We start from the raw sequence: 17643 nt of genomic DNA on the forward strand, positions 1-17643 counted from the left end.
AAATTTTTGCTGAGTTTGAAGTGCCTATTGGAGTTTCAAAAATTTATCTAAAGCCACTACCATGCTTGGAGGCCAACGGCGGATATTTGTTACCCAGTTAATGTCCTTATAACGGCTGTCTAGTCCATAAGCTGCTACCCAGTTACTTTCGGCTTCCCCTTGTTCTCCATTTACCCAGTAGGCAGCTGTGAGGGCGGCACGCACATCAGCAAACCTGGGATATTTACGGACAATATTTCGCATCTCGCGGATTGCTTGCTCTTTTTGACCTGTTTCATACAGAGCGAGGGCGTAGTTAGCACGGGCGAAGGCAAAATTTGGGGCTATCTCATTAGATTTTTTGTAGTCTGCGATCGCATCTGACCATTTTCCTAAACCGGCTGTGGCATTACCGCGATTATTATACGCCATCGCATCCTTAGGATCGAGTTCTAAGACATGATTATAATCTGCGATCGCATCGTCCCATTTTCCCAACCCTTCCAACGCCGCACCCCGATTTAAATATGGATCAGTGACATTCGGCGCTAGTTCTATGGCTTTGTTATAATCTGTCAGCGCCTCTGGCAATTTATTCTGACTCACCCGCGAATTTCCCCGGTTACTCCACGCCCCCGCATTAGTAGGAAATTGCTCAATAATCTTTGTCCAGTAAGTTTCAGCCGTAGCAAAGTCACCTTGATTTGTCGCTGTAAACGCTTGATTTGCCCACTCATCACCTTGTTTTAACTGTTCTTGAGTAATGGGCGGTTGAGATTGTGCCATGACTGGCGTACTCCAGCCAAACACAAGTAACAAACTGAGAAAAATACCAATCAACTTAATCATCTAGATTTACCTGTGTCTATCTTGAAAATGGGAAGTGGGGGAGCAAGAATTTTAGATTTGAGATTTTGGATTTTAGATTGAAATTTAATCCAAAATCCAAAATCCAAAATTGAATTGCCCAATGCCCATAATTACAATAATGACAATTGTTCATTTGGCGGCGTGAATCCCAAATGCTTGTATGCTGCCTTAGTCGCCATCCTCCCGCGATGAGTTCTAGTTAAATACCCAATCTGCATGAGGTAAGGTTCGTACACCTCTTCAATGGTCTGGGTATCTTCACCCGTCGTTGCTGCCATTGTTTCCAACCCCACTGGACCACCATTAAATTGTTCAATTATCACACTCAGCATCTGGCGGTCTGTCCAATCTAAACCGCAAGGATCTACTTGGAATAGTTGTAATGCCTCGGATGCAACGCTTTCATTAATCTCACCAGATAATTTTACCTCCGCATAATCACGGACTCGTTTAAGTAGCCTATTAGCAATACGCGGCGTTCCGCGTGAGCGACGGGCAATTTCTGTGGCACCATCTTCTGTAACGGGGGTTTTGAGTAATTGAGCGGTTCGCAGTACAATTTTAGTCAGTTCGTCAACTTCGTAAAATCGGAGTTTTTGAATCAAACCGAAGCGATCGCGCAGTGGTGAAGTTAAACCACCCACACGGGTTGTAGCCCCTACGAGCGTAAACTTTGACAGTGGCAAACTTCTGATGCGAGCGCTCGAACCCTTACCAATAGTAATATCTAAGCGATAATCTTCCATCGCCGGATAGAGAATTTCCTCCGTCATCCGCGAGAGACGATGGATTTCATCCACAAATAAGATATCCCCTGGTTTCATGTTCACCAGTAGCCCGACAATATCCCGTGGACGTTCTAAGGCTGGCGCACTGGTAATTTTGTAATTTACTCCCATTTCCGATGCTAAAATCATTGCCATTGTGGTTTTGCCCAATCCCGGCGGCCCATACAGCAGCAAGTGATCTAGCACCTCACCACGAGACTTGGCTGCTTTGATGGCAATATCTAGCACATCCTTTAAATCTTTTTGTCCAATGTAATCGGCAAATCGCTGCGGACGGATACCTTCTTCTTGCTGTTCTTGTTCATCAATGGCAGCTTCAGGCTTCAAAATATTGTCTGTGGATGGTGCTTTCGCAGACTCACGACGCTGCTTTGGTTCTCCGTTGGGTTCTGGAGGCTGTTTTTTCGAGGAGATTATCGCCATAATTCAGCTAGCTACTTTTAAGGGAACAGAATAATTCGTAATTCGTAATTCGTAATTAGGAGTGGGGGGAGACAGGAGGAGAAAGAATAACCAATGCCCCATGCCCAATGCCCCATGCCCCATGAATAATACCCATGAAAATTTTTGTTTGAGAATACCCGCCTCAATTTAAAATTTAAATTCCGGTCAATTACCCAGAAGTGCAAAAGTTATTATGTTATCTAAAAGAATCTTACCGTGCTTAGATGTGAAGGCGGGACGGGTTGTAAAAGGAGTTAACTTTGTCAATCTCCAAGATGCAGGCGATCCGGTAGAACTGGCCAAGGTTTACAATGAAGCCGGTGCTGATGAGTTAGTATTTCTGGATATTACAGCTACTCATGAAGACCGAGCTACTATTTTAGATGTCGTCTACCGAACTGCTGAACAGGTCTTTATTCCATTGACTGTGGGTGGTGGCATTCAATCCTTAGAAAATATTAAAGCTTTGTTACGAGCCGGCGCAGATAAGGTTAGTATTAATTCGGCGGCGGTGCGGGAACCAGACTTGATTAATCGGGCTAGCGATCGCTTTGGTAATCAGTGCATAGTTGTTGCAATTGATGCCAGACGCAGAAATAACCCGGAGAATCCAGGTTGGGATGTGTATGTGCGGGGTGGCAGGGAAAATACAGGCTTAGATGCCCTACTTTGGGCACAAGAAGTTGAAAAACGGGGGGCCGGTGAACTGCTAGTGACAAGTATGGATGCTGATGGAACCCAAACCGGGTATGATATTGAGATAACACGGGCAATTGCCGATGCTGTAGAAATTCCAGTCATTGCTTCTGGTGGTGCAGGTAATTGTGAACATATCTACACAGCCCTAACTGAAGGCAAAGCTGAAGCCGCATTACTCGCATCCCTATTACATTACGGTCAATTAAGCGTAGCAGAAATCAAAAATTATTTGCGCGATCGCAACGTACCAGTACGCTTGCTCTGCTAAATGCTTATTTATTAATCAATGGCATCCATCTTAGGTTAGACACACTTCCTTAAAAGGGTGTTAAGATTATTTTACAAGTATTAACAAATATTAAAAAATATGTTGCTTCCTATTTTACTTTTTGATGTCGCCCTGGTGGCGTGGTCGCTGCACTTAATGGAAAGAGCCTACGAGAGTAAAGAATTTTCTCTAATGTTGGCTGGTACATTGGTTGCTCTGGCTGCTGCCGCCATGTTGGTAGTTTACTTTTTGATGGGACACTGTATGACCTATTTGTTGAAAGTGTCGTAGAAAGTGCTGAGTGCTAGAGGAGATAATTTCAAATTTAGTTTCCATAAAAAGCTTGACAAAACACTAATAATGAAGCCATTATGTATAATGGATTTTAAGGGGTTATAGCGCAGTTGGTAGCGCACCTCAATGGCATTGAGGGGGTCAGCGGTTCGAATCCGCTTAGCTCCATTCTTAAAACCCTAACCCTCTCCGTTAATGGAGAGGGTTAGGAAAATTTTTGAGAGAGTTTTATCACATTTGTGCGATGTTCCATCCGTTGTTCGGGTGGAATCATTTTGTGTAAATGCTGCTGATAATTGAAGTTTGGTTAGTAGATATTAACGAGCAAATTGTCGAAGTTTATCAACAACCAACAGCCGCAGGATATCAGCTGATGCAAAAGTTCGCTAGCGGTCAAACTTTATCAATTCAAGCCTTCCCCGACGTAAATATTAGCGTCAACGAAATCTTTGGCAGATAAAATTACTTCCCCGCTAATCTCCTCAAGACGCAAAAACGGAAATCAGCTGCTGTCCATTGGGGTGACGGCGGCATTTACCGAGTCATTAGCTCAACATTCACCCTCAGAAGCTCAACTGCGGCAATATTAACCTTGCAACCATATCAACAAGTAGAAACCCCATAGATGCTTGGACACTAAAGATAGCCATCTATGGTATAGAAATGTATAGAATCTTGTCAAAATATAAAATATAGTTGTTAAATGCACACATTTCTAGTTTCTTCCTCAATGCAGGTGTCTGTACCACCAAATCACTTTCAGCCTATGAAGATTGTCGCACTGGGGGACAGCTTAATTTATGGATTCGGTGATCCGGAAAAAGGAGGCTGGATTGAGCAACTACGGCGATGGTGGATGTTACCGGATAGTGCCGGTCATGTTCTTTATAATTTAGGGGTAAGAGGCGATCGCACGCAACAAGTAGCACAAAGGCTAGAAGTTGAATTTCGCCATCGGGGTGAACTGCGAAATCGTGTTCCCGACTTGATTATTCTATCAGTAGGCGTGAATGACTCAGCGCGGTTGGCGCGTCCTGATGGCCGAAGTTACACAGATTTTACCGTGTTTGAAAAGGAAATTGCTTCTCTGCTAGATTTAGCACAGCAACTTTGTCCTGTGTTATTCGTGGGCATGGTGCCAGTAGATGAAGCCAAAATGCCATTTTTAGATTGTTTTTACTATAATCATACCGATCAGTACCGCTACAAAGAAGCAACTCGAATTGCTTGTAATAAACGGCAGATTCCTTATTTGGATATTTTTGAACAATGGATGGAACGCGGTGAAAGTTGGCGGCTCAAACGCTTGAGTAAAGATGGACTTCATCCCAATACACTAGGTTATCAAGCTTTGTTAGAGGATGCAACCAATTGGGATGCGATACATTCAGTGGGCTTTACGAATGCAGCTTACCATTCTCAATTTGATTATCACCTTAAACCATTCTAATAATATATTAGGAATCCGGTTTGATTTATGAAAAGATACGTAGGGGAGCCAGTGCGTTGCAGAGGTTCGCTCCGTTGTAGCAACTGGCATTGTGTTAGAGGAGAGTACGGCACCAAACCCTCGATAATGGTGCGAATGGTGCGTTACGAACTTCCTTCTAACGAACGCTACTACAATACCTAATTTTGTTCAAAAATCAAATAGTAATCCTATAGATGTGTTGGTGCTTTGGGGTTAGTCGATATTCTCGTATTTACTATCCTCGCAAAAGCACCACAATCTTGCTGAATTATCAATTAAGGTTAGGTGTAACATCCATTTCAAAATCCATTTATAAAAACTCTAATTTCTCTCTTCTTCATTACTCAGCACTCCAAACTCCTATACAGACGCGATTAATCGCGTCTCTACTCCAAACTCCTGTACAGACGCGATTAATCGTGTCTCTAACTCCAAACTCCTATGACACCAACTTTATTTGGTCGTTGGCAAACTCGATTATTATTACTTGCAACTATCGGCGTACTCGTATCTTTGCCATTTGCAATTGGTTGGATTGGTTTTAGTGCTAACTCAGTTTATTTTTGGCTACTTGGTTATGTTGCCATCTTTGGCCTCGGCTGGGATGTGCTTTATGACTATCTGCAAAAATCCCGATGGGATAGAGATTGGCCTGCAGTTTATCAACTCTTAGCTGGTATATGGGAATTGGTGTTTGTGTTTTGTGGAGTTAAGTTGTTTGGCTTCTTACCAATACCTTTACCGAAAGAAGAACTTTCGCCAGCAGCTTTTTTATTGCACTATAGCGTCGTGTGGCTATCAGTTTTTATTAGTTCACAAAGCCTGATGCGAATTATCTTTCCCCGTTGGCGTTTCCAGGGTGGCGAGTGGTTGTAAAACCTCAAATTATCGAAATATTCAATTTGTTTTCACCTAGTTAATTACAGCCTTTTTCATCTATTTGAGCCACAATTTTCTGTAGGAGCGCCAATAATCAATATAGCGGTTATCGGCCCTTGTGAGGTACAAGAACCCCACCCCCAACCCCCTCCCCGCAAGCGATGAGGGGACTATGATGTACCTCATGTGATTAGGAAACGCTATAATTAATCTTTTTGCTTTTATCACAATGCCGATTTCTTTCAACCAAAGGTAACACCTTGGTCAGCCGCTTTGTATCTAGGTGCGTCGATGACAATTACGGCTTTTCCGATATTAGCTCGTATTCTTTACGAACGCGGTCTTGCACAAACCCGCTTCGGTACTTTGGCTTTAGGTGGTGCATCGGTAGATGATGCAGTTGCTTGGTGTTTGCTGGCGATCGTGCTTGCTAGCGTGAAAAATTCTCTGAGCATCGCCATATTAGCAATTGGTGGTGGCATTTGCTACGTGCTATTTACGATTTTTCTCGGGCAACCTCCAATACTATTCAGTTAAGCATTTTTAACTTGGAATTGGGTTTTGGGAAAAGGTTACTGGGTTTGGGTTAAAGGTTTTTTTTTCCCCTTTCATTTTCCCCCTTAACCGAAAGGTATTGGGGTATATTTAACAAGCTTGACATTTTCCAGTCTTTTAAAGAATCATTTAGAGAAACCAGATAGTTAATTGTGAGGAAACCATGCACATAGTTATTCTCGTTCTGGTTGAGGTACTGATTGTTATTGGACTTTCACGGTTAGTAGGGCTAGCATTCCGTTCCATTAAGCAACCTCTGGTAATTGGTGAGATTGTCGCCGGGATTATGCTCGGTCCATCTTTATTTGGTTTAGTTGCTCCCCATTTAGCAGTTACCTTGTTTCCACCAGAAACTTTTCCTTTTCTAAATGTTTTGTCTCAGGTGGGACTAATATTTTTCATGTTCCTGATTGGGCTAGAACTAAATCCAAAATACCTGAGCGGACAATTAGAAGTAGCAGTTTTAACTTCTCATGTCAGCATTTTGGTGCCGTTTTCCTTAGGAACATTGCTAGCGGTGCTACTTTATCCCCTAGTTTCTAATGCAAGTGTATCCTTTACCGCCTTCGCCTTGTTTTTGGGGGCGGCGATGTCAATTACTGCCTTTCCAGTGTTGGCGCGAATCATTACTGAAAACAATTTACAAGGAACGCGTTTAGGAACGTTGGCGTTAACTTGTGCAGCAGTGGATGATGTGACAGCTTGGTGTCTCTTGGCAGTAGCGATCGCTGTAGCTCGAACTGGTGATTTTGCTAGTGCAATACCCACAGTTATTGCCAGCATAGTCTACATCGGCTTGATGTTGACGGCAGGACGTTGGTTCCTCCAACGCCTTGCCAAACACTACCTCCGTGCGGGACGCCTCAGCCAATTGCTGCTAGCTGGGATTTATATGGCAGTAGTTGCATCAGCACTAATCACCGAACTAATTGGTATTCACTTAATTTTTGGGGCATTTTTACTGGGAGCAGCCATGCCCAAAAATGAAGATTTAGTGCGGGAATTGGCAGTAAAAACCGAAGATTTTGTCCTGATATTCTTGCTGCCAATATTTTTTGCCTACAGTGGTTTAAAGACGCAGATTGGCTTACTCAACCGTCCAGAATTGTGGCTTTTGTGTGCCTTGGTTTTAGGAGTGGCGATCGCAGGTAAATATGTTGGCACCTATGTCGCAGCCCGTGTTAGTGGCATTAATAAACGGGAAGCCTCGGCACTCGGTTGGTTAATGAATACTCGCGGCTTAACCGAACTGATAGTGCTAAACATTGGTCTAGAGTTAGGGGTAATTTCTCCCTTAATATTTACCATGCTGGTAATTATGGCATTGGTAACTACATTCATGACCTCGCCACTGCTGGAATGGACATATCCGAAGAAGCTGATCAGGTTAGATATGGTAGAACCGGAATCGGAAGCAGAAACAGGTATAGGCATCTCTGCTGGAAGTGAAGCTTCCCCTCATCCTTTCCGAATTTTGGTGCCAGTGGCTAATCCAAGTACGCAAAAAGGTTTAGTACAGTTGGCAGTAGCGTTGGCGCAGCCCGCCGTAGGTATAGCTCTCAATTACCGACATCCTGCCGTTGTCAACCCCCTCAGCCTGATTGAATTTGAAGAAGATTATGCCTTTGAAAGTACGCCAGTTGAAGCAGACAGATTAATCGCCCAGCGCCGTCACCAGCTACAAGAATTGATTAATACTCTCGAACCGCCAGAAACTCGTTCTTGTGTGCATCCTATCGTTCGCATATCCAGTAATGTTGCCCGCGAAACAGCACAGATTGCCACATCAGAACAAGCTGATTTAATTCTCGTGGGCTGGCATCGGCCAGCTTTTAGTAGTAATCGTTTGGGTGGACGAGTCGGACAAATGCTTACCACTGCACCAGTGGATGTAGCAGTGTTTGTAGATAAAGGCCAAGAGCGATTAGAGAGTTTATTAGTACCTTATTCTGCAAATATCCATGATGATTTAGCACTAATACTAGCTTTGAGACTGTTAATCAATCGTGAGACTTGTATGTTGCGGCTATTGCAGATAGTAGCAAATCATACCAAAGAAGAATTGAATTACGAACTACACACGATGATGGAGCAATTACCCAGGAGTGTACGCGATCGCATTGAAATCAAAATTATCGAAGCCCCAGAACCAATCCAAGCCGTAATTAAAGCCTCAGAAGGTGTTGACTTAACTATTGCTGGCACCAGCCGCGCTTGGGGTATCGAGCGCCAAACCCTGGGAAGATATACAGATCAACTGGCCATCCAATGTCGTTCCTCCCTGCTGATTACCCGCCGCTACAGTCAAGTCACCGCTCACCTTGCCTCTATGCTTCCTGAGGTTAGTAGTCAAGAGCCAACATTGAGGAATTGAAATTATGAATCATTTCAAGTTCAAATCTTTGGCTTTTTACGGAGTAGCAATAATTTCAGTGCTACTTTTGTTTAAAACTGTCAGCGTTTATGGGGAAAACAATCTCAAGGCTCCTCCTCCACTTAACGGGCGGTATCGTCTAACCCTAGCGGAGAATTTGCCGAACTGTGAAAAATCAGATACCCTGACTTTAAACATTGAGCAATCGGGTATTTACTTAAATGCCTCTGTATTACCAGCGATGGCCAACGCCGATATTGACGAAAAGCACTCGCTCACAGGCATCTTGAGAAATCAACAATTAAATTTATCTGGAAAAGTTGGCAGATCAATCCTTTGTAATATTCCTCGCCCCCAAAATGATCCTCTAAACTCAGTCACAATTCAAATGCAACTTGTGGACAAAGGTAGTATGACAGGGCAATTAACCGTTATTGGCATACCCCAAACTCTAAAATTTACGGCTGTGCCAGAAAAAGTTCCCGAAAAATCTCAGAAGTCCAACAATCATTGATTTGGGGAGTGAGGATAGCAATTGAAAGCGCCAACTAAACAGCAATGTTCACCATTGTATGGGTTTTATGGAGCAGATAAAAAGAATGAATCAGAGACTAAAGACTAGGCAATTTTGCCAAAGGCGCAAGCAGGTATTTAGCATCAGTGTATTAGGCTTTTATGCAGCGATCGCCCTCGAAACTTGCACAACTGCTGCTACACCAGTGGCAAAGCTAGATAATTGGCGTTTTTCCCCCAAAACACACCAACTCGAAATCACCCTCTCAGCAGGCACAACCCCCCGTTATTTCTACTTAGCCCAACCCCCTCGTCTGGTGGTAGATATACCGAATACTAAGTTGGGCAAAGTTACCACGCAACAAAATTATTCTGGAGCAATCAAAAGTATTCGCGTTTCTCAACTGAACGCAAACGCCACACGCATTGTCCTAGATTTAGCACCAGGGACTGTTTTAAATCCCAAACAGGTACAACTGCAACCTGTTTCCCGAAAAAATCCCACTCGCTGGGTATTACGTCCGGTTATTTCTGGTAAAATTACTGCCGTGAAACCAGAAAATTCCCCACCTTCACCCAAAAAACAGCCTCAAACACCTTATAAATCACAGCTGCCTAGTAACCTACCTGTAACCACTACTAATCTACAACCGCCCTTACTCACAGTTCCGCCTCCATCCAATGAACTGCCTTCAACAATTACTAATAACTCAGGGCAGCCTTTTGTCACTGTACCTCCCCTAACTCCGAATACACCCTCTCAACAAATTGATTCAACTCTTCCCCCTGCTACTTTTCCAAATCAATCAGGCAATTTGAATAGTGTTCCTCCTTTGGTTAGGTCTGACTTTCCAGTTCCAACAGTCCCTAATGTTCCCGATCCCCAGGTGATCGAGTTTGGTCAACCTTTACCCAAAACCAAATTCAAATAGGGCATGGGGCATTGGGGATTGGGCATGGAAAATTGAATCAATGCCCCATCCGCTATGCGCCATACCCTAATAATGTTGTGCCTCTAGCTATATAGCGGTTATCGTTTGGATGCAATACACTCTGACCTCTCTCCTAAAAGGCTGCGGTGTACACACAAGTCCTAAAAACTTAGCTTGATTAGGCCTTCCTCATTCTCATGCAATGGCATTGTCGGTCGATGCAATAGCATTGTCAGTCGATGCAATAGCATTGTCAATCGATGCATTGGCATTGCCAGTTGATGCATTGGCATTGCGAGTCGATGCATTGGCATTGTCAGTCGATGCATTGGCATTGCAGGTCAACAGACTAAAGGAAGAGAAGGAAGAAATGCTTAACTGAACTGTATTGGACTTAACTGAGAACCGATATATATAGCGTTTCCTAATGACATGAAGTACATCATAGCCCCCTCTCGAAGAGCGGGGAGGGGGTTGGGGGTGGGGTTCTTGTACTTCACTCAACTGAGAACCGCTATATGTAGCTTGATGAAAGCAAAATGATATTACCTTCCTCCAACTAACGCCTTCACCTTGTTAATAATGCTGACTGGATCGATACCTTGATATGGGTACTGTTCCCACAAACCACCGCAACCTTCTTTATGAGTTCCAAGATGGGCATATTTGGGAGTCAACCCGCGCTCTAGCAGCCAAGAACCGAAACGGCTGCCTAAGCCTGTCCGACGATTGAAGGCTTCTACTACAAGGACAAAAGGAGCGTTACCAATTTTGGTAATCATTTCTTCATCAATGATATTTAAAGTTGGTTTGTTAATTAAACCAACGTCTAGCCCTTCTTGCTTAAGACGCTCTACAGCGTCAACGGCACGGTAGAGAGCATCACCAAAACTGATGATATAGCCTTGCGTTCCCTCTCTTACAACCTCATCTTTACCAGGAACAAACTTGTAGCCACTTCCAAATAAATCATTGCCGTTGCTGTCCTGAATATTGGGAACCTTGGAACGGGTGGAGAAAATAAACCGCAATCCAGGCTCAAAGAACACAGCTTCTACACAAGCTGTCATTTGATTAACATCTGCCGGGAAGTACAATTGTGTTTCGTAGCCATCATCCAAGCCATTGTCGGCAAACATATTGTTTAAACCGAAGTGGCAGGTGTTATCTGCCATGTCATCTATACCCGCGTGAGAAAAGTGGCAGAGGACATTGGAATAGTTCAGCCGTGCCATTGTGATTTCTGAAATACACATTTCTAAGAAGGCGCTGAAGGTCGCAAAAATACCTTGTTTACCCTTCTCCATCCCAAATCCAGCAGCAGCAGAAAAGTTGCTCCGTTCCATGATGCCCGAGGAAATAAATATCTCTGGGTATGTATCGTGAATTTTCTTCAAACCGCAGGAGCCTTCTAAATCACTATCAATGACCTTGACTTTTTCTTTACGCTCCGCCTCAGTCATGCGACTGAGGACAGCCACCACGGCTTCACCAAACACACTACGGTTAGCGCCCCATTTGTCACTGCTACCCAGAAATGTATATGTTTGCTTGGGTTTCTGAATACTCTTCAGGTATTCGATCGCCGCAGTTTGTCCACGAGATTCTAGATATTTAATTGCTAAATCTAGAGGAATTACATCATGACCATGAATGGAACCTTCTAAACCTTCAATACCAGGACACATCGGGCGTTTATTGATGAGAGCGATCGCTCCAGGAGTATTCACAGCTTCGCTCATGCGACGGTATAAATCGTCTAAGTCTTCCCCGTCTCCCTGAAGCACCTTCAACCCGTGGCCTTCTAAGGTTTTAGCGACACTGAAACCAGGTAAATATTTAGAAGGATGTCCGGCGATCGTTACATCATTGTCATCAATGATCAACTTGACGTTGAGATGTTGAGCAACAGCCAAACGAGCAGCTTCAGCGTCGTTACCTTCCTGCTGTGAGCCATCAGAACCGAGACAGAAAACAACCTTGCCTGGATTTGCGATCGCCACACCATTGATGTAAGGCCAAACATGCCCCAGCCGTCCAGAACTAAATTTCACACCAGGAGTTAGCCCTAGTTCGGGGTGTCCTGGCAAATGGGAATGTGCTTGGCGATAACGTAAAAGTTGCTCGGCAGGTAACTCACCATGCAACGTTGACATCAGGTATTGGGTGGCGACTCGATGTCCTGCCTCATCAAAGAAAATCGGCACAAATTGCTCCGATGCCCCCCGAAAGAAGGCATCGAGGATCATCACCTCTGGTACTGTATCGTATGGCCCACCAGTATGACCACCCACTCCGCTAGCAGCGCCAGTCGCTGTAAAAAAGACGATCGCATCTCGACAGAGTTGAATATTCGCTTTTAGAGTCTCTCGCTGTTCAGCGGTGAGGCTCGAATTTGCTGGATTAAGCGCTAAAAATTGGTAAGCACCGAGATCAATTGGAAATTCGGTATTCATAATAGTCATGGTTTATTGATTGAATAAAAAACAATTTGAACAGACGGGACACATCAGCGCACTACAAAAAAAATTGTTAAAACCCTAATTGGGCAACAATTATCCAAGCATTTCTCAACCTCAAGCCAACCACTCGGAACCATTATGGAACCGTATGGTTTCATCAAGTGCCAAAATTAATACATTCAATTTTGCATGAATATGCTTGAATTCAATTGAAGTTACGCATTACCGTACAAAGACTTGCATATTAATAAGTATAAACTCACAAACGTGCAATTTCAAGCTCAAAAACGCATTTTCAGGAAAATTAACTATGCTAACTGCTGAACGACGACAATTCATCTTAGAAATTCTGCGTCGTGATAAAAAGGTACTTTCGACAGAACTTAGTGCTGTTCTGAAGGTTTCTGAGGATACGATTCGGCGGGACTTGCGAGAACTGGCAGAAACTGGACTATTGCAACGCGTTCATGGGGGAGCGCTCCTCAAATCTCCAGCCACCGCTAGTTATGCCGATCGCCAAAAGCAAGCGCCAAAAGAAAAGGAAGCGATCGCTCGGACAGCAGCAAAATTAGTATGTACAGGACAAGTGGTAATTTTAGATGGAGGTACGACAACTCTCCAGGTAACACGTCATTTGCCCCTAGATTTGCAAGCAACAGTCATCACAAATAGTCCGCCAATCGCCCTTGCTTTAGCAGAACATCCCCATATAGAGGTTGTGATGTTAGGTGGACAACTCTACAAAAAAGCCTTGGTGAACGTAGGTACTGTCACGATTGAGACATTACGGATGATTCGTGCAGATTTGTGTATGTTGGGAGTTTGCAGTTTGCATCCAGAGATTGGGATTAGTGTACCTAACCTAGATGAAGCGCACGTCAAACGAGCCATGATTGCTGGATCGGCTGAGGTAGTAGGATTAGTGACAGCAGAAAAATTGGACACGGCTGCTCCTTATCTAGTGGAGTCCATTCGTGCCCTGACTTACCTAGTAACAGCACCTACAGTATCTAATAATATGCTGAGTGCTTACAAAGCTTTAGGTTTGACCATTATACGTGATGAGTACGCATGATCTGATTTGGCAAATGCGATCGCTGGGGACTGGGGAGAAAAGGAGAATAACTCCTAACTCCTGTACAGACGCGATTAATCGCGTCTCTAACTCCCAACTCCTAACTCCCAACTCCTCACTCCCCATTGCCCAAATCTAAAATCTGTCCGTTTGCTGAGGTGTTCCAACTGCTCCGGGTTGAGCGGTGAAGAAGTTTTGAGCAGCTTCGTTCTGATATATGCATCTAATATCAGGTTTCTCACTGTCTAAGTTACCTGTAAAGCCAAAAGTGTTCAGGCGATTTTTGCACTCATTTACCTGCTCGGATGTCACCAGCTTACGTTGCTCTAAAATTGCCCAGTCATTTTGTCGAATTACACATCCAGGACGCATACTCGGCTGGGCAACATAAACATTAAAAGGGTTGAGAGTAACGAATAATCTAGCGTCCATCACCATAGCGCTAGCTCCATACTGCACACAAATTTCAGGGTTTGGTGCTTTGAGATCAATAAATTCACGGGAAGCCACATTTGATGGAGCCAACGTCGTTGTAGAACTAAAAGCAATGCCAATCCCAATTCCCAAAATCAACACCCCTCCCATAATTGCGATGGTGAAGAGGTTAAACATCGGGGATTGGAAAATAGAGGGTTTAGAAGTAGTTGTCGATTTACCAGTGGGTTTACGTCTCATTGTTGCTTAATCACCTTCACGCCGATTTGGGAGGGAGTAGTCTAAAGTTGTCTCCCTTTTTCAGTATGCCTATTCTTGACTGTAATTGCCTGTGACTTTCTGGACGATATTCTTGTTAAATAAGAAAAATAGGAACTTATCTAGATATCTGGACAGAATTTCAACATAGTACACTGTGGAGAAAATTTGCCTACATTTAATCAGTTGCTCTGAGCAACTTGTCTGGCTAATTGAAATGATAGCTGAATTTATGCCAAGCCCTACTAGTCGCTTATTGTTTCTATCTGGAATATATTGGTGAGTATTTTTTATTTATTTGGTCATTAACCAATTGCTATTAGTTATGACCTTTCTGCTACTTGACTTGTTAATTACTTAGGGATTCTATTTATGGATTATACCATATTTTTGATTGTTATCAGACATTCTTAATTGAATTTTCACAATTAATCCAGTCAGAATGCTTAGATTATCTACCTTTTGTTGTTAATTTTCAACTTTTAGGTTCAGAGATTTTTGTTACCCCTAGTAATTCATGTGTCAAACAATGTAAATTAAAAATTAATGAAATTCTGATAAGTAATTGAAAGCACGTGACATCTCAAAGAGCGCTACTTTCGGGCAAGAGGTTCAAAACTTCGCAACTTCAAATCCTCCTAGCTGATAGCCTAACTATTTTTTGGGGAGATTGGTTAGATTTACGTGTGAGACTTGTACAAGTTGCTGCATCAGGCTTAATATCTCCACTGATATATATTTTAGCTTTTGGCTTGGGTTTGGGTAGTTCCATCAAACCTGGCTCAGGAATTAGTGGTAACTATAACAACTATTTAGAATTCATATTACCGGGGATGGTGGCGCTATCGTCGATGACGATTAGCTTTGGTGGAACGACATTTTCGATTTGTGGAGACAGATTATTTACCAAAACCTTCGAGGAATTGTTGTTAACTCCCATACACCCCTTAGCGTTGCACATCGGTAAAATGCTGGCGGGAGTAGTGCGGGGGTTGATGACATCCGGTTCCGTGATTTTGGTAGCGCTGCTGTTGACTGGAAACTGGAATTTTCTCAACCCACTATTTCTACTGTTGGTAGTGTTGAATTGTTCAGTATTTGCTGGGTTAGGGGTAATTGTGGGGTTAAGTGTGCGATCGCTCGAATCAGTTGGACTCTACAACAATTTTATAATTATCCCCATGTCATTCTTAGGAGCGACCTTCTTTGACCCTGGTACATTACCAGTTGCCCTGAAAGTCGTAGTTTACCTGTTACCGTTGACCTACGCCAGCATTGGATTGCGTGCAGCTGCCCATTTACCCTTGTCCCAGTTTCCTTGGTATAGCATACCGATTTTGCTGGTAATTGCGATCGCTCTTTCTCTGTGGGGTGGTTATAAATTTGCTCACCAACAGGATTAAAATAATTCGTAATTCGTAATTCGTAATTCGTAATTCGTAATTCGTAATTCGTAATTCGTTAAAGCTTTCATTACAACGTCTGCTTTAACTGTTGAATTTTCTGTAAAACTTTTTCCCGATGCTGCGTCAGCTTGATCCATCGGGGCAGGCGGCTGGCAAGACTGCCATTGTGCCAGCCTAATGTGTCATCTGGCAAACGTTCTCGCAACCTTGATTGAACATAGCTTTCCAAGAAGTTCAAATGTGCTTCATTATACGCCCAAAGCATCTGACCGCAACAAGAGGTTTGTAACCACAGGGGCAAGCCAAAAAAATGGTCTAATATTCCATAGCTGGAATTGCTTTTAGCTATGTAATTCTTTTGCCACAAAAATAATGTGGCTTTTCGCTTCCTATCCTTTGACTGTTGCTTTGTATAGCTACAGTACTGACAGATAATTCTTTTAATTAAACTGAGACTTGATTGGTCAGAGTTTACAGTCAATATTTTGGCAGTACGTAGGCGCTGGCCAACCTAGGCATCGCATTGTGGACAACGAACTAAAATTTCTTCCTCAAAATCAGCCAGCCTTTTACCATAGTCTCTAAATCTTGTAACCATTCCAGATACCCGCTTATACCGTTTCTGCAACAAATTCCAGAACTTATGCTGATCCGCACCGCTACAACAGCTAACGTACCCGCAGTTTTACCAATGGTTGCCAAAATTTGTGCTTTCCATGAGTCTTGGGATTCCGCCAAGTATGCTTTTCTGGCGCATCCAGAACAGCGTTATGAACAATGGTTGATACGTTTGCAAATAGCGATGGCTTTGCCGACGCTTCCAGCGTACGCAGTGTATTTCTAGTATGCGAGAATGAAGGGCAACTTGTAGCTTTTCTCGTGGCAACAGTTGAGCGAGAAATACCAATTTATCGGTTACAGGAATTTGCTTTTATTCATGATATCTGGGTTGAGCCGGAATATCGCCAAAACGGAATTGGGCGGCAGATGGTAATGCTAAGTGTTGAACGCTTTCATCAGATGGGCATCAAGCAAATTCGTCTAGATACAGCAGTTGCTAACGAGGCTTCACGGCGGTTATTTGCATCTTGTGGTTTTCGACTCAGCATTATTGAAATGCTGATTGAATTGAGTCATTAGTCATTAGTCATTTGCTAATAACTAATGACTAATGACTAACTAGCTAACAGAGTTTTTTCTAGAGAAGTCCAACGGAAGGCGCGATCGCCACCTCTCTCAATTACTACTCTGACTCGTGGTTCTAGCTGAGGCAAATTCGCTAAATATTCAAGTTCCTCATTGGAAAGAATATGCCCTTCAATAATCCACAAGACCAGCCCCTTTGACTTTGGTGGTAGTTGTTCTAAGTGAGAACCGATAATTGGTGGCAGATAGTATACATAACCTACTGCCGCACCACTACCAGTACTTTTTTTACCAAGATGAGGAGGTCTGATTCCATGAACTCTTGTGAGATACGCAGCTACGTCGCCTAGTCCTTTAGCGGTAATGTGGAGGATGGTATAACCAGCTGCGCGTAGTCGGCGCTGATATCGACCTTCATAACCCCCTTCCAGAGGTATATATACCCCAAGAGCGCCAAATTTTTCCAGATCGCGGATTAAACCGTTGCCAGTGGTAATTAGTGCCATAGATTTTCGTCTTATCCCACTTAGATATCTCTATTATTTACCCTGAACCGATAGATTAAGTTAAAGCATTTGGGACAGAATGGCCATTTCTTTAGTCCCCAGTCCCTACTCTCCAAAAATAACTCTATAAATTACTGGACAAATATAAATAAATAATTTATATTATTGGATTGTGACCAAGCACGCAAATTAGACAGCCTTCTTACTGTCATTCTGAGGTAGTGTTAGCTTCAATTGCTGATCGCTTAATCCAAATAGGATAATCTAACTCAGATTGATCATAGACTGG

Annotated in this window: 22 protein-coding genes, 1 tRNA gene and 1 pseudogene; 18 read left to right on the forward strand and 6 right to left on the reverse strand. The window is 43.2% G+C overall.

The features are described 5' to 3' along the window. Positions 1–24: 24 nt before the first annotated feature. Positions 25–828 (reverse strand): tetratricopeptide repeat protein, encoded by an 804-nt coding sequence (locus V7K36_RS04540; RefSeq protein WP_334944728.1) that lies wholly within the window; start codon positions 826–828, stop codon positions 25–27. Positions 829–959: 131 nt separating this feature from the next. Beyond that, the gene (ruvB, locus tag V7K36_RS04545) at positions 960–2060 is read right to left on the reverse strand and encodes a Holliday junction branch migration DNA helicase RuvB (RefSeq protein WP_335113587.1); all 1101 of its coding nucleotides are present in this window, start codon (positions 2058–2060) and stop codon (positions 960–962) included. A 214-nt stretch (positions 2061–2274) separates the two neighbouring features. Between ruvB and hisF the strand changes: the two genes are divergently transcribed. The 13 genes and pseudogenes from hisF to V7K36_RS04610 all read left to right on the forward strand — a co-directional run bounded on the left by hisF (position 2275) and on the right by V7K36_RS04610 (position 10448). Then, on the forward strand, positions 2275–3048 hold the full coding sequence (gene hisF, locus V7K36_RS04550) for an imidazole glycerol phosphate synthase subunit HisF (RefSeq protein ID WP_335113589.1): 774 nt from the start codon (positions 2275–2277) through the stop codon (positions 3046–3048). 99 nt (positions 3049–3147) lie between these two features. Further along, a complete protein-coding gene (locus V7K36_RS04555) occupies positions 3148–3339 on the forward strand; it encodes a hypothetical protein (RefSeq protein WP_196518307.1) in 192 nt (63 codons plus the stop codon). Between the two features lie 98 nt (positions 3340–3437). Next, positions 3438–3510, forward strand: a tRNA-Ala gene (locus V7K36_RS04560). A 124-nt stretch (positions 3511–3634) separates the two neighbouring features. After that, positions 3635–3802 (forward strand): annotated as a pseudogene (locus V7K36_RS04565) (Uma2 family endonuclease); the annotation flags it as partial. Continuing rightward, on the forward strand, positions 3792–3932 hold the full coding sequence (locus V7K36_RS04570) for a hypothetical protein (protein ID WP_335113591.1): 141 nt from the start codon (positions 3792–3794) through the stop codon (positions 3930–3932). The pseudogene V7K36_RS04565 and the gene V7K36_RS04570, both read left to right, overlap by 11 nt. 113 nt (positions 3933–4045) lie before the next feature. Then, entirely contained in the window at positions 4046–4792 is a 747-nt protein-coding gene (locus tag V7K36_RS04575) for a GDSL-type esterase/lipase family protein (RefSeq protein ID WP_335113593.1), read from the forward strand. 27 nt (positions 4793–4819) lie between these two features. Beyond that, positions 4820–4975, forward strand: a complete 156-nt coding sequence (locus V7K36_RS04580) for a hypothetical protein (protein ID WP_335113595.1) — start codon at positions 4820–4822, stop codon at positions 4973–4975. Between the two features lie 279 nt (positions 4976–5254). Then, positions 5255–5689 carry a hypothetical protein gene (locus V7K36_RS04585; protein ID WP_335113597.1) on the forward strand — a complete coding sequence of 145 codons (435 nt, stop codon included), beginning with the start codon at positions 5255–5257 and terminating at the stop codon, positions 5687–5689. 294 nt (positions 5690–5983) lie between these two features. Further along, positions 5984–6229 (forward strand): cation:proton antiporter domain-containing protein, encoded by a 246-nt coding sequence (locus V7K36_RS04590; protein WP_442948436.1) that lies wholly within the window; start codon positions 5984–5986, stop codon positions 6227–6229. A gap of 181 nt (positions 6230–6410) precedes the next feature. Continuing rightward, positions 6411–8621, forward strand: a complete 2211-nt coding sequence (locus V7K36_RS04595) for a cation:proton antiporter (protein WP_335113599.1) — start codon at positions 6411–6413, stop codon at positions 8619–8621. 4 nt (positions 8622–8625) lie between these two features. Beyond that, positions 8626–9135: a hypothetical protein gene (locus V7K36_RS04600; protein ID WP_335113601.1), complete on the forward strand. Its 510-nt coding sequence runs from the start codon at positions 8626–8628 to the stop codon at positions 9133–9135. 85 nt (positions 9136–9220) lie between these two features. Beyond that, positions 9221–10066, forward strand: a complete 846-nt coding sequence (locus V7K36_RS04605) for an AMIN domain-containing protein (protein ID WP_335113603.1) — start codon at positions 9221–9223, stop codon at positions 10064–10066. A 202-nt stretch (positions 10067–10268) separates the two neighbouring features. Further along, positions 10269–10448 (forward strand): hypothetical protein, encoded by a 180-nt coding sequence (locus V7K36_RS04610; RefSeq protein WP_335113605.1) that lies wholly within the window; start codon positions 10269–10271, stop codon positions 10446–10448. 163 nt (positions 10449–10611) lie between these two features. Here V7K36_RS04610 and V7K36_RS04615 read toward each other — a convergent pair whose 3' ends face one another. Further along, positions 10612–12531 carry a transketolase C-terminal domain-containing protein gene (locus tag V7K36_RS04615; RefSeq protein WP_335113607.1) on the reverse strand — a complete coding sequence of 640 codons (1920 nt, stop codon included), beginning with the start codon at positions 12529–12531 and terminating at the stop codon, positions 10612–10614. 307 nt (positions 12532–12838) lie between these two features. Between V7K36_RS04615 and V7K36_RS04620 the strand changes: the two genes are divergently transcribed. Together V7K36_RS04620 and V7K36_RS04625 are read left to right on the forward strand one after the other, a co-directional pair. After that, positions 12839–13603 carry a DeoR/GlpR family DNA-binding transcription regulator gene (locus tag V7K36_RS04620; protein WP_334998699.1) on the forward strand — a complete coding sequence of 255 codons (765 nt, stop codon included), beginning with the start codon at positions 12839–12841 and terminating at the stop codon, positions 13601–13603. Beyond that, complete coding sequence (locus V7K36_RS04625) at positions 13590–13742, forward strand: hypothetical protein (protein WP_335113609.1); 153 nt, start codon at positions 13590–13592, stop codon at positions 13740–13742. The genes V7K36_RS04620 and V7K36_RS04625 overlap by 14 nt, the downstream gene beginning before the upstream one ends. Here the strand turns inward: V7K36_RS04625 and V7K36_RS04630 are convergent. Then, positions 13739–14278 carry a DUF3172 domain-containing protein gene (locus V7K36_RS04630; protein ID WP_335113611.1) on the reverse strand — a complete coding sequence of 180 codons (540 nt, stop codon included), beginning with the start codon at positions 14276–14278 and terminating at the stop codon, positions 13739–13741. The genes V7K36_RS04625 and V7K36_RS04630 overlap by 4 nt on opposite strands. Before the next feature lie 593 nt (positions 14279–14871). On the opposite strand from V7K36_RS04630, the gene V7K36_RS04635 reads away from it, so the two are divergent. Beyond that, on the forward strand, positions 14872–15699 hold the full coding sequence (locus V7K36_RS04635) for an ABC transporter permease (protein WP_335113613.1): 828 nt from the start codon (positions 14872–14874) through the stop codon (positions 15697–15699). A gap of 70 nt (positions 15700–15769) precedes the next feature. Here the strand turns inward: V7K36_RS04635 and V7K36_RS04640 are convergent, their stop codons facing one another. Beyond that, positions 15770–16069: a hypothetical protein gene (locus V7K36_RS04640; protein WP_335113615.1), complete on the reverse strand. Its 300-nt coding sequence runs from the start codon at positions 16067–16069 to the stop codon at positions 15770–15772. Positions 16070–16345: 276 nt separating this feature from the next. Between V7K36_RS04640 and V7K36_RS04645 the strand changes: the two genes are divergently transcribed. Together V7K36_RS04645 and V7K36_RS04650 are read left to right on the forward strand one after the other, a co-directional pair. Further along, a complete protein-coding gene (locus V7K36_RS04645) occupies positions 16346–16546 on the forward strand; it encodes a hypothetical protein (protein ID WP_335113617.1) in 201 nt (66 codons plus the stop codon). 35 nt (positions 16547–16581) lie between these two features. Next, positions 16582–16842 (forward strand): GNAT family N-acetyltransferase, encoded by a 261-nt coding sequence (locus V7K36_RS04650; protein WP_335113618.1) that lies wholly within the window; start codon positions 16582–16584, stop codon positions 16840–16842. Positions 16843–16877: 35 nt separating this feature from the next. Here the strand turns inward: V7K36_RS04650 and V7K36_RS04655 are convergent, their stop codons facing one another. Further along, entirely contained in the window at positions 16878–17354 is a 477-nt protein-coding gene (locus V7K36_RS04655; protein ID WP_335113620.1) for an NAD(P)H-quinone oxidoreductase subunit N, read from the reverse strand. Positions 17355–17643 lie beyond the last annotated feature (289 nt).

Origin of the sequence: Nostoc sp. (assembly GCF_036919555.1) — a bacterium.
In the GTDB taxonomy this organism is placed as follows: Bacteria; Cyanobacteriota; Cyanobacteriia; order Cyanobacteriales; family Nostocaceae; genus Nostoc.

Coding starts and splice junctions, on each gene's coding strand:
- V7K36_RS04540 (WP_334944728.1), bottom strand. CDS start 828: ATGATTAAGTTGATTGGTATTTTTCTCAGTTTGTTACTTGTGTTTGGC.
- ruvB (WP_335113587.1), bottom strand. CDS start 2,060: ATGGCGATAATCTCCTCGAAAAAACAGCCTCCAGAACCCAACGGAGAA.
- hisF (WP_335113589.1), top strand. CDS start 2,275: ATGTTATCTAAAAGAATCTTACCGTGCTTAGATGTGAAGGCGGGACGG.
- V7K36_RS04555 (WP_196518307.1), top strand. CDS start 3,148: ATGTTGCTTCCTATTTTACTTTTTGATGTCGCCCTGGTGGCGTGGTCG.
- V7K36_RS04575 (WP_335113593.1), top strand. CDS start 4,046: ATGCACACATTTCTAGTTTCTTCCTCAATGCAGGTGTCTGTACCACCA.
- V7K36_RS04580 (WP_335113595.1), top strand. CDS start 4,820: ATGAAAAGATACGTAGGGGAGCCAGTGCGTTGCAGAGGTTCGCTCCGT.
- V7K36_RS04585 (WP_335113597.1), top strand. CDS start 5,255: ATGACACCAACTTTATTTGGTCGTTGGCAAACTCGATTATTATTACTT.
- V7K36_RS04590 (WP_442948436.1), top strand. CDS start 5,984: ATGACAATTACGGCTTTTCCGATATTAGCTCGTATTCTTTACGAACGC.
- V7K36_RS04595 (WP_335113599.1), top strand. CDS start 6,411: ATGCACATAGTTATTCTCGTTCTGGTTGAGGTACTGATTGTTATTGGA.
- V7K36_RS04600 (WP_335113601.1), top strand. CDS start 8,626: ATGAATCATTTCAAGTTCAAATCTTTGGCTTTTTACGGAGTAGCAATA.
- V7K36_RS04605 (WP_335113603.1), top strand. CDS start 9,221: ATGAATCAGAGACTAAAGACTAGGCAATTTTGCCAAAGGCGCAAGCAG.
- V7K36_RS04610 (WP_335113605.1), top strand. CDS start 10,269: ATGGCATTGTCGGTCGATGCAATAGCATTGTCAGTCGATGCAATAGCA.
- V7K36_RS04615 (WP_335113607.1), bottom strand. CDS start 12,531: ATGACTATTATGAATACCGAATTTCCAATTGATCTCGGTGCTTACCAA.
- V7K36_RS04620 (WP_334998699.1), top strand. CDS start 12,839: ATGCTAACTGCTGAACGACGACAATTCATCTTAGAAATTCTGCGTCGT.
- V7K36_RS04625 (WP_335113609.1), top strand. CDS start 13,590: ATGAGTACGCATGATCTGATTTGGCAAATGCGATCGCTGGGGACTGGG.
- V7K36_RS04630 (WP_335113611.1), bottom strand. CDS start 14,278: ATGAGACGTAAACCCACTGGTAAATCGACAACTACTTCTAAACCCTCT.
- V7K36_RS04645 (WP_335113617.1), top strand. CDS start 16,346: ATGCTGATCCGCACCGCTACAACAGCTAACGTACCCGCAGTTTTACCA.
- V7K36_RS04655 (WP_335113620.1), bottom strand. CDS start 17,354: ATGGCACTAATTACCACTGGCAACGGTTTAATCCGCGATCTGGAAAAA.